Consider the following 14,395-nt stretch of genomic DNA (forward strand, 5'->3'; position numbering starts at 1 on the left):
GTATGTTATATGGAATATAATAATCGCTGAAAGTACTCACTTGGAACGGGCGGGCTTTTGAGATAGCCCTGAATTTCATCACACTGTAGTGTGCGTAGAAACTCCATTTGCTCTTCCGTTTCTACACCTTCTGCTATAACTTGAAGATTTAATTTGTGCGCCATAGCAATAATGGCAGATACAATTTCCGCATGACTTTTTTCATGTAATATATCGGTTACAAATGAGCGGTCAATTTTCAAGCGATTGATCGGCAGCGACTTTAAGTAATGAAAGGAGCTATAGCCAGTACCAAAATCATCAACACTGATGCCTACACCAAGCTCGCTTATTGCAACCAGCTTATTGTTCATTTCGTTAATATCGATGCTCATTGATTCGGTAATTTCTATGTCCAGATACTGCGCTGGAAGCCCAGTTTCCTCTAAAATTTTTGAAATTTGCAAAGACATATCATTGCGTATAAACTGACGAATTGATAGGTTTACAGCTACTGGAACAATCGGTAAGCCTTCATCTAGCCATTCCTTGTTTTGACGGCAAGCTTCTCGGATAACCCACTCACCGATTTGTACGATCAGTCCACTTTCCTCTGCAAGAGGAATGAAATGAATGGGAGATAACATCCCTTTTGTCGGATGGTTCCAACGAATCAGAGCTTCTACACCAACAATCTGTCCTTGAATCAAATCATACTGAGGCTGATAATACAGCTCAAACTCATGCTTCTGAATGGCGCGATGAATTTCATGCTGCAGCTTTAATCGCTCGTAGGAAGAATTATTCCATTCCTCCGAATAGATTAATATATTGTCGCCCGCTGTTTCCTTAACCTTTACTAAGGCCATGTCAGCCTTTTTGAACAAAGAATATCCATCGTCAGCAGGATCAAGATTAACTGCAATCCCCATACTTGCGCTCATATGTACAGGCACACCCTTGAGATCATAGGGCTCGGTAATAACATCCAAAATATGCTCTGCCCGTTCCAGAAGCTGATCAATATGCTCAATATGATTAAGCAGCAGAGCAAAGGAGTCGCCTTCCATTCGGGCTGCAAAATCATGCTCAGATAGCAGACGATTCAAGCGGTCTGCCATTTGCAGCAGCATTAGATCCGCATATTCACGTCCGAAGGATGCATTAATAAGTTTAAAGTTGTCCAGATCGATGTAGCAGACTCCAAGCATAAAATGATCTTCCTTGGCTCGAAGCAACCATTCATCAAAACGTATTTGAAATAATGTACGATTCGGCAGACCGGTCATATCATCGTAATAAGCCATGTAGCGAATTCGTTCCAAGTTCCGCTTATGATCACTCAAATCATTACTAATAATTAGAGAGCCTATCACGCGTCCAGACTGAACAACCGGCTCACAGCTGATTTGCAGCTCCAACGGAAAAGAAGATCGATGTAGAACGTGAATATTTAACGTTTCGATCTGTCCTCTTCTTACCTTGTCAAGCGCTTCAGATAGCGCCTCTCGGCTAGATGACTCGATGATGTCCATAATTGGCTCTCCGATCAGATCCTGACGCTGCTCATAACCAAGCATTTTGGCAGTTGTATCGTTCAGCTCAACTATTTTTCCGTCATGATTAATCAGAGTAAGTGCGACCGCATTGGATTGGAATAGTGTATCAACAATGGATTCATGAAAATTAGCCGGTGCTGCGCTTTTCTTTGTTCGCAATACGATAAAGATAGCTGTTGCGATTAGAACTAATCCGACTGTTCCCAGCATAACGCGATACATGAAGGATTGTACGACAAATAAAGCAATAAACATCCAAGCTAGGGAGAAAACGGTAAGAAAACCTGCTACGATCGTAGGTTCAAACCCATTAAATTGATTTCGCTTGAACAACCTAATCCCTCGATTCATCTCGCCAAATATTATAATTCTTTGCACGTAGAAGTTGTCACGTTTAACACAATTATAATCGAAATATGTCTTTTGTCATAGAAAAAAATGTTAGTTGTCTTTAAATTTTAATATTCTTGTAATAACGATAATCCAGCCAGTTATCATGAGTACGCCGCCTATTGGTGTTATCGCACCTAGTACTGTAGCACCAGTTAGCGCCATAATATATAAGCTGCCGCTAAAAATACAAGTTCCAATCGTAATGAGCAATGCGCCAACTGCTAATTTTTTCTCACTTGATGCTGCTGAATTCCCTATCAACTTCGATGCAAGCGCGATGATCATAATTCCTAAAGCACTGTACATCTGATATCGTACGCCTGTTTCAAAGTTTTGAAGCATTCGTTCTGACACCATTTCCTTGAGCCCGTGTGCGCCAAATGCGCCAAATGCGATTGCCAGTGCTGCTCCTATTGCACCAATTGCAAAATACTTTCTAAACATGGTCATCATTCCTTTTTTTGTAGTATACTTTTTTTGTAGTATAATAAGTAAAAATAGATAGAAGGAGTCATTATGGAACATTCAAATTCATCAAAACCTAACTCGCCACAAGAGCCTCATACTAATGCTGAGCTCAACGCTGGCAATGAAAGCTCGAACACAGCCACTCATCATACACAACCCGCAAAACCATTAAAGCTAAGAGGACGTTATACACCTAAAAATGCTGCTCCCGCTCCAGGTCAATCATCTGGCAATCCGTTGCAGGGTGGACAATCTGCTGCTGGTCAATCGTACTATGAGGAGCAACCGTCCTATCAAGGATACTCTCAGCAAGGTCCAAACGATCCGTTCAATCCTGAGCAGCCAGGCAAGCTCAAGCACTCGGGACTTGGCATTGCAAGCTTTATCATGTCCATTCTTTCTTTGCTTGCTATTGTAATTGGATTTATCGTTATTTTTGCAAGCATTATTGATATGAACGAAAGCGACCTTGCATTGCTGCAAGACCCCGCATATATCGAAAGCATAATGAATGGCACCGCAATGCCTTCATTCTTTATCTCGATTCTAATCGGCGGTTTGCTCATGATGGGCTCGGCAGTTATTTCCTTTATAGGTTTCATTCTTGGCTGCATCAGCTTATTTATGAAGCAGCGTCGTAAAATTTTCGGTATCCTTGGAACGATATTTAACGGTTTGATGTGCTTTGGAGGTTTTATTTTTATGCTTCTGTCCTTCGCTAGCGCATTTGCAATCTAATATAAATTAGACAGAACACAGCTTGATTCATTTTTAGAATCAGCTGTGTTCTTTTATGATTAGTTCACGACAAATTGCGTTTTCGAATGACCGTCCAATGTTTTTGTTACCTCTAGACAAGCAGGCAATGCACTCTTCAGCTCTTGGACATGTGAGATGACTCCAATCATGCGGCCTGCCCGCTGCAGCTCTACTAGCGTTTGGATTGCCTTTTGAAGAGATTCCTCATCCAGCGACCCAAAGCCCTCGTCAATAAACATCATTTCTATCGAAACGCCACCCTGATGTGCCTGTATCACATCGGTCATGCCAAGTGCAAGACATAACGCAGCATTGAACTTTTCGCCACCAGAGAGCGTTTTAACATCACGGTTCTGACCCGTATACGCATCATAAACATCGAGCCCCAGTCCACTTTGCTTTCCATGCGTCTCCAAACGGTCACTTCTCTTCAGCTCAAACTGACCGTTGGACAGCTTTCCTAATCGCACATTGGCCATCACCAGAATTTGCTCCAAATAATCAATTAAAATATATCGTTCGAATGATAGCTTAAGCGGATTATCTCCCTTCATCGTTGTAAACAGGTCGCTCAGCAGTGAAAGCTTCTCCTCCAAATGCTGCAGTTGACCGCTATAGCCTTCAATACGTTCTATAAATCGTACAATATCCGCGAAACAGCGTTTCTGTTCAGCTTCCTGTTCAAGGAGCTGCTCGAACTCAAGCTGACTGCTTTCAAATTGCTGCTGCAGCGGCTCGATATCGAGTGCGGCAGGCTGTTGCGCTACTGATTGCTGAAGCAAATCAATTTCATGAAGCAGTCGATTGTGCTGCTGCTCAAACTGCTCGATCACAGATCGCAGCTGCTTTAAGTGCTCTAAGCTTTGCTTAGCAGCCTGATAGTGCGCATGATCTGCAAATCCAGCTTCCTCCAGCTGAGCTCGAAGCTTTATCTTGCTGGAATCCAGCTCGCTCTGCAAGCGAGTGATCTGTTTCTGCTGCTCTTCAAGTTGTGCTGCTACCGTTGTGTGCTGCGTCACAGCGTTCTGATACGCATCACTTGCTTCCTTCCACTTGAGCTGCAGCTGTTCAACCTGTTGACGCAGCTCTTGAAGCTTGACTTGCAGCTTGCTGCTATCCTGAAGCTGCTGTGGAACACGCTCAGTTAGCTGACTGCTGGCTGATGTGTTAGTGGCATGCTGAATCTGAATTTGCTGCAGCTTGGTCAGCAGGCTCTCTCTTTCCTTTTCTTGCTGCTGAACACGTTGCTCCAGCTCGGCATGTTCTTGCTTATGCTGTCGCGCAAGCTCTATTGCTGCTTGCAGCTCGACTGACTGATCCTTCACTTTCTTCCATTCCATTCGCAGCAAGCCTTGGGCTTGCTCCAGCTTGGAGCGTACAAGCTTCATATCGTCATACGGGGCAAATGTAATGGCAACCCCTTGCTCATCCATAATCGTTTCCTGCTGCTCCAGTTGAGCAATCAGCAGTTGAAGCTTGGCTTGCTGATCAGCCTCGACTCGCTGCTGGGCTTGCAGCTTCTGCATGTGGACAGTTTTAGCTGTCTCAAGCTGCTCTTTAGTTGGCATGGACGCAGCTCGCGATGCCTTATTCGGATGCTGCTCGCTGCCGCATACAGGGCACGGCTGCCCATCATGCAAATGTATCGCCAGCTCGCTGGCCTGACCTTCCAGCCATTGCTGCTCAAGCTGCCGCACGGCCTCATATGCCCGGTCCACCTCTGATGAAACGGTATGGCTATTCTGATGGAGAGCAATAAGATCTGATGTCTCGTTTACTAGCGTACTGATTTCGGTGCCCTGCTTCTGTATCGTCCTTAGCTGCGCTTGCAGCTCTGCAAATTTAACAGCATCCTGCTCATTGTTCTCAAGAAGCGCAGCTAATTGTAGTCTGCGATCCTTTGCAAGCTGCAGCTCCTGCTCCCTTGACGCAAGATCCTTTTGAAGCCGCTGAAGCTCATTTTCCAGCTCTGTTCTCTGCTGTTGCAGCTGCTGAAGCTGTTTCACAATCGGAACCAGACTTTCCAGCTCATGCAACTCCAGCTGCATCGCAGATCGTTGTGGTTCTAGCGCCTGTTGCGCCTCCCATTGAAGCTGAGCCTCCTGAAGCTCTTGCTGATGCTTGTGCTTGCGCTCTGTCAAGAGCTGCAGCCGCTCGCCAGCTTCACGTGCTTGGCGCTCTGCTTGCTGCCATCTTTCTTCAAAGGGCTCAACAAAACGAGCCTTTTCACCTTCTGTCAGCTTAATTTTGGAGGCCTCGATCTGATGCTCCTGCTCCTTAAGCTGCTTGAGCTGCGTTTTTTTCTCCTCCAGCTGAACCAGCTTGCTGTTATGCTGCTCAGCCTCCTGCAACGCTTTCCGAGAGATGGACAGCTTGTCTGCAAGCTCAATCTTCTTCTGCTCCAGCTGTCGCTGCAATACTTCATAAGCTTTCTGTTCTTCTGACAAACCTTGCAGCACCTGATAGCTGTTTTGCTGCTCCTGCTCATAGACTTCAGCAAGTAAACTGCCCGCCCTTAATGGAATCTGCTCTGCAATCTGCTGCAGAAGCTGTCGCTGCGCCTGCTGCTGATCCCTAAGCTGCTCCTGCAGCTGCTTCGTTCGCTGTCCGATCAGCTGCTCTAGACGGTCAAATTTTTCAGTCTGAAATATTTTGCGTAAAATTTCTTCCTTGTTGTCTGTGCTTGATGTTAGCAATTTGCGAAATTCACCCTGCGGAAGCATAACAATTTGACTGAATTGATCCTTGGTTAATCCAATGATTTCTGCCAGGCGCTGATCTACATCGCGAATAATAAAACGATCTACAGCAGGAACCTCGCCATCATCCGTGATTTCGAACAGTTCGATCTTCTCGCCTGTTTCACTTTTGTTGTTTCCCTTGCGATGCTTCATCTGTCTGAAGATACGATACTGCTTGTCCTTTACTGCAAAAACAAGCTCGACTGAGGTATGAATGGCTTCATCTGCAAAATGACTCCGCAGCATGCGTGTTTCGGCGCGATCCTCCCCGCTCGCCTCTCCATACAGCGCAAAGCAAATCGCATCAAAAATGGTTGTTTTCCCTGCGCCAGTATTGCCGGAAATGACAAACAGTCGATGATCGCCGAGCTTGCGAAAGTCGATCATTTCGCGTTCTCGGTAAGGGCCAAAGGCCGTGAGCGTCAGCTGTATTGGTCTCATGCTACTCCCCAGCCTCCTTTACTAGCTGCTCATAGGCCTGTGCGAACAGCTCTTCTTTCTCTTTCGAAAGCTCTATGCCGCGCACCTCCTGATAGAAAGCACGAAACAACTCAAGCGGCATTAGCTCTTGCTTCGTCACACTGATCGCATCAGCATCGATTTGACTCGTTGGACGATGCGCCATACGATCCACATGCATCGCATTGGGATATACCGCGCGAATTTTTTCCATTGGGAACAGCACAGGATTTTCATCGGTCAATGTGACATACACATAATCCTCATTACGACGGTGTCGTTCTATCTCAGCCATCGTGCCTGTTACTCTGCGCATGTCTCTTCTTGCTGCAAGCAGTACTTTCTCAATCTCGATACCGCTTGTCCCTAGCTCAACAATAAGATAGCCCTTCTGGTGCTTTTCTTCTGAAATCGAATATTTAAGCGGCGAGCCTGCATAGCGAATATGCTCTGCTCCTACGTAATGTGCTTGATGCAGATGCCCTAGCGCCACATAATTGAATATCTTCAATAGCTCCGCGCTTACATGCTCAGCTCCGCCAATTGCAAGCGGACGCTCCGAATCACTTGTATTGCTTGCAGCCTCTCCGTACGCTGTAACAAAGGCATGTCCAATAAGCACATGACGAGCAGTCGGATCCCAACGCTCCACAATATGCTGCACAATCGCTTCCATTGCTTCTTGATGGGAGCGGATATTGTCATTCCCGAGCAGATGTCTTATCATCGCAGGGTCTGCATATGGCACAAGATAAAAATGCACCTCTCCCGCTTCATCATTCAACACAACAGGCTCTATCGGATAACGGAGCTGTCCGCTCATATACAGCTTGTTTCGTTCCATTAGCTTTACCGCAAAATCAATACGATCGGGGCTGTCATGATTGCCAGCAATCGCGAGGACAGGCACCTCCAGCTCCAGCACCAAACGCTCTAGCGTTCGATTAAGCAACTCTACTGCTTCAGTAGGCGGTATAGCTCGATCATACAAATCACCAGCGATGATGACGACATCCGGCTGCTCCCGCTTCACATCCTCTATAAACTGCTCAAGCACATAAGCTTGCTCCTCAGTCATATAAACACCTTGCACAAGCTTTCCTAGATGCCAGTCCGCCGTGTGAAATATTTTCATCCTCTCACCCCTTCAACCTACCATTGGTTCTATACTATAAGTTTACCATCATGGAAACGCCAGTTCTATATGCGATCATGACGCTATTGTTTCAATTCTCATCACAGAACTAACATTTTCTATATAAAAAAGCTTAGAAATGATGGAAGATTGCTAGCCTACATGATATGATTGCCTTGAATTGTACGATTTGCAAAGTGAAGCTGACTCTATGAAAAATTCAAGATAATTACATCAGCTCTCTTGCAATAATGTACACGCGATCATTCGTGTGAATACGCAAAGTAAATGCTTGTAGAAAAGAATAAAGGAGCGCTGCTCAAATGAGTACGAAGCAATTATTCAACAATGACTGGTTATTCAAAAAACAACCGCTAGGTACAAGTTTTGAAGCTGCTCGTTCAGCTGAAGGCTGGACGGCCGTTACTCTCCCGCATGATTGGCTGATTTATGACAGCAACAAGCTATATGAAAATGGTGAGGGCTGGTATCGCAAAACACTTCATGTTGATGAAATGAACGAGGGCGAGCACTTCTCATTATATTTTGAAGGCGTCTACATGGATAGCACGCTGTACGTCAATGGACAATACGCTGGCGAATGGAAATATGGATACTCCAGCTTCGAAATTGATATTACGCCTTACGTTATAGCTGGGGAAAACGACATTATTGTAAGAGTCGTTCATCAATCTCCAAATTCACGCTGGTATTCCGGCGCAGGCATCTATCGTTCGGTGTGGCTAATGAAGAAAACTGCCACTCACCTGCCTACACATGGGGTGTATATTGCAACAAAGCCTGCTAATGATCACTGGATCGTTGAAGTCGATACGGAAGTCAGGCTGGCGGCAGCAGACACGGCAAATGCGGCTGATTATCGCATCGAGCAAACAATAATGGATGCCCAAGGAGCTGAAATAACTTCTCTGACTTCACCTGTAAAGTATGCAGCATCTGACAGTATAACAGTTGTTCACAGCGAGCTGAAAGTCCAGCAGCCGAAGCTGTGGAAGCTCGGAGAAGGCAATCTATATACATTAGAGACGCGTCTCTATTATAAGCAGCAGCTAATTCAGAGAGAGACTGAACGTTTTGGCTTCCGTTCCTTGCGCTTTACGACGCACAACGGCTTCTTCTTAAATAATGAGTATGTTAAAATTTTCGGAGCGTGTCAGCATCATGACCTTGGTGCACTAGGCTCGGCAGTTAATCGCAAGGCGCTGCGTCGCCAAATCGAGCTGCTTCAGGAAATGGGTGTAAATGCAATTCGCACCGCACACAACATGCCAGCCGTTGAGCTGATGGAGCTGGCGGATGAGATGGGCGTCTTGATCTGTTCAGAGGCATTTGATATGTGGGAACGCCCGAAAACAACATACGACTATGCACGCTTCTACCGCGATTGGTGGCAAAAGGACATCACGAGCTGGGTCAGACGCGACCGCAATCATCCGAGTCTTATTATGTGGAGTATCGGCAACGAGATCTATGATACTCATGCAGATGAGCGGGGTCAGGTTATTACTCGCGAATTAATGGAGCTTGTTGAACAGCTTGATTACAAGCGCAATGCAGTTGTCACAATCGGCTCTAATTACATGCCTTGGGAAAACGCCCAAAAATGTGCGGATATCGTAAAGGTCGCCGGCTACAACTACGGTGAGAAATACTACGATCAGCACCATGAGCTGCATCCGGATTGGATAATATATGGAAGTGAAACAGCCTCTGTTGTACAGAGCCGCGGCGTCTATCACTTTCCACTCGCTCAGGCCGTGCTTGCAGATGACGACGAGCAATGCTCTGCACTTGGCAACAGCTCAACGAGCTGGGGGGCAAAAAGCACCGAGGCTTGCATCATCGCAGATCGTGATGCTACTTATTCACTTGGACAATTTATATGGACGGGCTTCGATTATATTGGAGAGCCTACACCATATCATACAAAAAATTCATACTTCGGACAGCTTGATACTGCTGGCTTCAAAAAAGATTCCTTTTACATCTATCAAGCGGAATGGACCGATTATCGCGTAAACCCGATGGTTCATCTCTTCCCTTACTGGGACTTTTCTGAAGGACAGCTTATTGATGTTCGTGTGTGCTCTAACGCTCCTAAAATTGAGTTGTTTTTCAATGACGTGTCGCAAGGTATATTCCATATCGATCATCAGCACGGTCAAAAGCTAGTAGGCGATTGGCAGATTCCTTATGAAAAAGGAGTGCTTCGAGCTGTTGCATACAATGAACATGATGAAATTATCGCAACTGATACACAGGCTTCCTTCGGTGATGCGGTTAAAATTGTGCAGCATACAAAGGAGCACAGCTTGCTTGCAACTGGCTCTGATCTAGCATTTATCGAAATCAGTACAGTTGACGAGAACGGACAGCCTGTGCATAACGCGAACAATCGTGTCCATCTGTCGATTGATGGACCAGGACGTCTCGTAGGCCTTGATAATGGTGACAGCACAGATTACGACTCTTACAAAGGAACGCATCGTCGTCTGTTCAACGGCAAGTTGCTTGCGATTGTTGCAAGCACATTAGAGCCTGGGGAGATTACGGTAACGGTAAGGGCTAGAGGCCTTAAGGAAAGCAAGCTAACCATTGTGAATGAGCCAGCTCCGAAGCCATCTCGTTCTAGTGACTACACCCTTTTTGCATATGCTGAGGCACATGAGCATAACTTCAAGACTGTAAAAGCAGACATCGAGCAAGATGAGATTCCTGTTCGTAAAATCGAAATCATCGCGCCACAAGGTACGGCTATGTCGGCTGATGCAACCGCACTGCCTGTATCTATCAAGCTTCATCCGCAGCAAGCGACCTATCAAGATGTGGTATGGCGCCTGACGAATGCTGCTGGTGTTGATGCCAATATGGCGAGACTTGATGTCGACGGTCATCATGCGACCATTCACGCGCTTGGAGATGGCGAACTGTACATTCGTTGTGGAACTAAAAACGGTAAAGACAAGCTGCAGCATTATGCGATGCTTGACTTCTCCATTAGCGGAATTGGTCAAGCCTTTATTGATCCATACGAATTTGTTTCGGCTGGCTACAATAGCGAGCGCAGCACTAATTTATCAATGGGAAATGAACGCGGTGTTGCAACAGCACGAGACGGTGAGAGCATCATCTACTTTGAGAAGGTTGACTTTGGCAGCTATGGTTCTGACGAGGTCACGCTACCAATCTTCTCATTGGATAGCGAAGCATTTACGATGGAGCTCTGGGAAGGCTATCCTTCGGATGAAGATGCTGTGCATTTAGGGACGCTTCACTACCATAAGCAAACGAAGTGGAATGTATATCAGCCTGAAACCTATAAACTGAACAAGCGTTTGAAGGGGATCACATCGCTTGCACTCGTATTGAAACGCAAAATCCATCTCAAGGGCTTCCAATTTACGAAGTTGGAAAAAGCCTATCAACAGCTGGGGGCAACGGAATACGATCATATTTACGGGGATTCCTTCAGCTTAGGTGAGCATACGATCGAGAATATCGGCAACAATGTATCGATTATTTTTGAGGAAATGGATTTTAATGAAGGAGCGAGAACGCTAACCATCTGCGGTCATTCTCCAATTGATAAAAACACCATTACGATCATTATGAGCGGAGAAAACGGCGACAGCAAGCAACTTGTAGAATTTGCTTATTCCAATGATTACACAGCTAGAACCTTTCAGCTGGAGCCTGTAACTGGGAGGCAGAAGCTGATGTTTGTGTTCTTGCCTGGTAGCCAATTCAATTTGAAATGGTTTAAGTTTGAAAAGTAGGTTTAACCATATCGTTTATATTTCAGTAAAACAGGCAGCTTCTACAATATGGAGGCTGCCTGTTTGTTCATCTTATATAGTCTTATATGTATAGGTCTCACCATGCAACGTGCTAACTTTACATGTTCGGCTGACATGTATTCCTACTATCTATGTTTCGCTACCTGTCGCTTAATTAACTGTTTGAACAGTTTTGATTAAGATACTAGCTCAGTATCAATAATATTCATTAGACGTTCATCAGATCCTTTCTGGCATTCATCATACATGCACAGCTCATGCATACAATGAATACATAATAGACGTAAATGAGGTGAGCTAGCATGAAGCAGCATCCGCTATTTATCGTTTCGCGAGAAGATTGGTCGTTGCATCGTAAGGGCTATAATGACCAAGCTAGACATCAGCAGCGTGTACGCGAAGCTATAAAAAACAATTTGCCTGATCTCGTATCAGATGAAAGCATCATCTTATCGGATGGTAGAAAAACGGTTAAAGTTCCAATAAAAAGCTTGGATGAAGCCCACTTCATCTATAACTACAACAAGAAAAAGCATGTTGGTCAAGGAGACGGGGATTCTCAAGTTGGCGATGTACTCGGAGTTGATCCTCAAGCTGCAAAAAAGGCTGGCAAGGGGCAAGATGCTGGCGATCAGCCAGGGGACGACGTATATGATACTGAAATCAGCATTGATGAATTGGAAGATATGCTGTTTGACGAAATGGAGCTGCCTAATTTAGAGCAGAAGCAAAAGGATCAGCTGCAAACCTCAGAGATCGTGTTTCACGATATTCGTAAAAAGGGCATCATGTCCAATATCGATAAGAAGCGGACACTCCTTGAAAATTTGAGACGTAATGCCAATGCCGGACGAAAAGGGATAGGCGGCATATCGCCTGATGATCTAAGATACAAAACATGGACGGAAATTATTAAGCCTCAATCGAATGCTGTTATTTTTGCTTTAATGGATACGTCAGGCTCGATGGGAGCGTTCGAGAAGTATTGTGCGCGCAGTTTTTTCTTTTGGATGTCCAGATTTTTAAGAAGGAAATACGAGCATGTGGAAATTATTTATATTGCACATCATACCGAAGCGAAGGAAGTTTCGGAGGAGGATTTCTTTACCCGTGGTGAAAGTGGTGGAACGATCTGCTCTTCTGCCTATCAGCGTGCGCTTGATATTATTGAAGAGCGTTATCCGACACAGCTATGGAACATTTATCCCTTCCATTTTTCAGATGGGGATAATTTAACCTCCGATAATGAGCGATGCGTGCGTCTAATTGAAAAGCTTATAGAGCGCAGCAATATGTTTGGCTACGGCGAAATCAATCAATACAATCGTTCGAGTACTTTGATGAGTGCCTACAAGCATATTACTAACAAAAAATTTAAGCATTTTATTATTCGCGAGAAAGGTGAGGTCTATAAAGCACTTACGCATTTTTTTGCGAAGCAGCCCGCGAATTAAAACTTATTCATTTCTATACGTTCAAAAAGGTGCCGACCATCTTGTTCAGCTAAAGTGCTGTACAGATGTTAGGCACCTTTTCAAGTTATTTATGATGTAACCATCTAAAATGTGAATGGCAGCAATTTTTCCGCCATAAGTGTATCGAGACTTTCAAACTCATAGCCTTTCGCTCTTGCATCATCGATAACTCTAGGTAAGGCAGCTGCATTGTCGCTCGACACTGAATGGATTAACATAATACTTCCGGGATGCAGCTGCTTCATAATTTGCTGATAAGCGTATTCTGCCCCTTTCTGATTGTTGACCTCCCAATCCTTATAGGCCAAAGACCAAAATACACTTGTATATCCTTCCTCACGGCTCACTGCGAGCACACGATCATTAAAAATTCCGCGTGGTGGTCTTAAGTATTGCATCGTTTTTTGATCAGATATAGCAGCTACACCATCTCGTACCTTTGCAAGCTCAGTTCTTATCTGCTCATTGCTCATTGTCGTCATATCCGGATGACTCCAGGAATGATTGCCAATAATATGTCCTTCATCCACCATTCTCTTGATTAAATCAGGCTGATCTTGTATATAGTGTCCTGTTACGAAAAAAGTAGCAGGAACGTTTTTATCCCTCAATGTATCTAATATTGGAGCTGTAAAGCCATTTTCGTATCCATTGTCAAACGTTAAATAAAGCACCTTTTTTGATGTATTGCCCAAAAACAGCGCATCATTTTTCTCTATAATATGTGAAAAGCCTTCTTCATTAATGGATGGCATATTCCCACCCACACTGCGCTTAAATCCAAAATGGAATGGCTTTTCGCCATCGGCATGAACGACGATGCTTTGGCTGCACAGTAGCAGCATGATAGCTAGCAGTAAGTAAAATCGCTTTTTCAACATTGAAACAATATACCTCCATCTCCAATACACCTATTTATTATTTAAGATGTCCAAAGGTATGAAAATCATGCACTGAGAAATATAATCTTGGCTACTGTAATCATTCCTTACTACCATCATGCCTTTCGTTCCTGCAAGATCACCTGTCTATTCAATCCATTGTTTTAAATACAAAAAAACTGAAGTTCATTGAACTTCAGTAACTTTTATAAAATGGTCGGGATGACACGATTTGAACATGCGACCCCTTGGTCCCAAACCAAGTGCTCTACCAAGCTGAGCTACATCCCGAGAGTATGGAGCGGAAGACGGGAATCGAACCCGCGACCCTCGCCTTGGCAAGGCGATGCTCTACCGCTGAGCCACTTCCGCAAAAATGGTGCCGCCTAGAGGACTTGAACCCCCAACCTACTGATTACAAGTCAGTTGCTCTACCAATTGAGCTAAAGCGGCATAATGGTGACCCGTAGGGGATTCGAACCCCTGTTACCTCCGTGAAAGGGAGGTGTCTTAACCCCTTGACCAACGGGCCTTGCTATTAAAAAATCTATCAAAAATTTTGCTTGCTATTTTTGCGACAAGAAATATAGTATCATAACTCTATTATTTAATCAAGTGTTATTTTAATAGATTTCTTCACATAAAAAAGCAATGGCGGAGAAGGTGGGATTCGAACCCACGCACCACTTACGCAGTCTAACCCCTTAGCAGAGGGTCCCCTTGAGCCA

7 protein-coding genes, 4 tRNA genes and 2 pseudogenes are annotated in these 14,395 nt (G+C 44.7%); 3 read left to right on the forward strand and 10 right to left on the reverse strand.

Going from position 1 to position 14,395, the window contains the following annotated elements:
* Nucleotides 1-5 precede the first annotated feature (5 nt).
* Both ACFP56_RS08440 and ACFP56_RS08445 read right to left on the reverse strand, forming a co-directional pair.
* A complete protein-coding gene (locus tag ACFP56_RS08440; RefSeq protein ID WP_379233238.1) occupies nucleotides 6-1,916 on the reverse strand; it encodes a putative bifunctional diguanylate cyclase/phosphodiesterase in 1,911 nt (636 codons plus the stop codon).
* A gap of 63 nt (nucleotides 1,917-1,979) precedes the next feature.
* Nucleotides 1,980-2,375, reverse strand: a complete 396-nt coding sequence (locus ACFP56_RS08445) for a DUF423 domain-containing protein (RefSeq protein WP_379233240.1) — start codon at nucleotides 2,373-2,375, stop codon at nucleotides 1,980-1,982.
* 72 nt (nucleotides 2,376-2,447) lie between these two features.
* Between ACFP56_RS08445 and ACFP56_RS08450 the strand changes: the two genes are divergently transcribed.
* Nucleotides 2,448-3,137 carry a hypothetical protein gene (locus tag ACFP56_RS08450; protein ID WP_379233242.1) on the forward strand — a complete coding sequence of 230 codons (690 nt, stop codon included), beginning with the start codon at nucleotides 2,448-2,450 and terminating at the stop codon, nucleotides 3,135-3,137.
* 59 nt (nucleotides 3,138-3,196) lie between these two features.
* Here the strand turns inward: ACFP56_RS08450 and ACFP56_RS21770 are convergent.
* The 3 genes and pseudogenes from ACFP56_RS21770 to ACFP56_RS08460 all read right to left on the reverse strand — a co-directional run.
* A pseudogene (locus ACFP56_RS21770) lies at nucleotides 3,197-3,733 on the reverse strand (SbcC/MukB-like Walker B domain-containing protein); the annotation flags it as partial.
* Nucleotides 3,734-5,752: 2,019 nt separating this feature from the next.
* Nucleotides 5,753-6,340: pseudogene (locus tag ACFP56_RS21775) on the reverse strand (AAA family ATPase); the annotation flags it as partial.
* 1 nt (nucleotide 6,341) lies between these two features.
* Nucleotides 6,342-7,493, reverse strand: a complete 1,152-nt coding sequence (locus tag ACFP56_RS08460) for an exonuclease SbcCD subunit D (RefSeq protein ID WP_379233246.1) — start codon at nucleotides 7,491-7,493, stop codon at nucleotides 6,342-6,344.
* Nucleotides 7,494-7,816: 323 nt separating this feature from the next.
* Here ACFP56_RS08460 and ACFP56_RS08465 point away from each other — a divergent pair, with 323 nt between their 5' ends.
* Both ACFP56_RS08465 and yhbH read left to right on the forward strand, forming a co-directional pair.
* Complete coding sequence (locus ACFP56_RS08465) at nucleotides 7,817-11,290, forward strand: sugar-binding domain-containing protein (RefSeq protein WP_379233248.1); 3,474 nt, start codon at nucleotides 7,817-7,819, stop codon at nucleotides 11,288-11,290.
* A 323-nt stretch (nucleotides 11,291-11,613) separates the two neighbouring features.
* Nucleotides 11,614-12,765: a sporulation protein YhbH gene (gene yhbH / locus ACFP56_RS08470; RefSeq protein ID WP_379233250.1), complete on the forward strand. Its 1,152-nt coding sequence runs from the start codon at nucleotides 11,614-11,616 to the stop codon at nucleotides 12,763-12,765.
* 104 nt (nucleotides 12,766-12,869) lie between these two features.
* Here yhbH and pdaA read toward each other — a convergent pair whose 3' ends face one another.
* From pdaA to ACFP56_RS08495, 5 genes are all read right to left on the reverse strand, one after another.
* A complete protein-coding gene (gene pdaA, locus ACFP56_RS08475) occupies nucleotides 12,870-13,667 on the reverse strand; it encodes a delta-lactam-biosynthetic de-N-acetylase (protein ID WP_379233252.1) in 798 nt (265 codons plus the stop codon).
* A 214-nt stretch (nucleotides 13,668-13,881) separates the two neighbouring features.
* Nucleotides 13,882-13,958 (reverse strand) — tRNA-Pro (locus ACFP56_RS08480).
* A gap of 6 nt (nucleotides 13,959-13,964) precedes the next feature.
* Nucleotides 13,965-14,039: transfer RNA gene (locus ACFP56_RS08485), tRNA-Gly, on the reverse strand.
* 5 nt (nucleotides 14,040-14,044) lie between these two features.
* Nucleotides 14,045-14,120, reverse strand: a tRNA-Thr gene (locus tag ACFP56_RS08490).
* A gap of 4 nt (nucleotides 14,121-14,124) precedes the next feature.
* A tRNA-Glu gene (locus ACFP56_RS08495) sits at nucleotides 14,125-14,199 on the reverse strand.
* Nucleotides 14,200-14,395: the final 196 nt, after the last annotated feature.

This window comes from Paenibacillus septentrionalis, from assembly GCF_042659865.1.
Lineage (GTDB): Bacteria > Bacillota > Bacilli > Paenibacillales > Paenibacillaceae > Pristimantibacillus > Pristimantibacillus septentrionalis.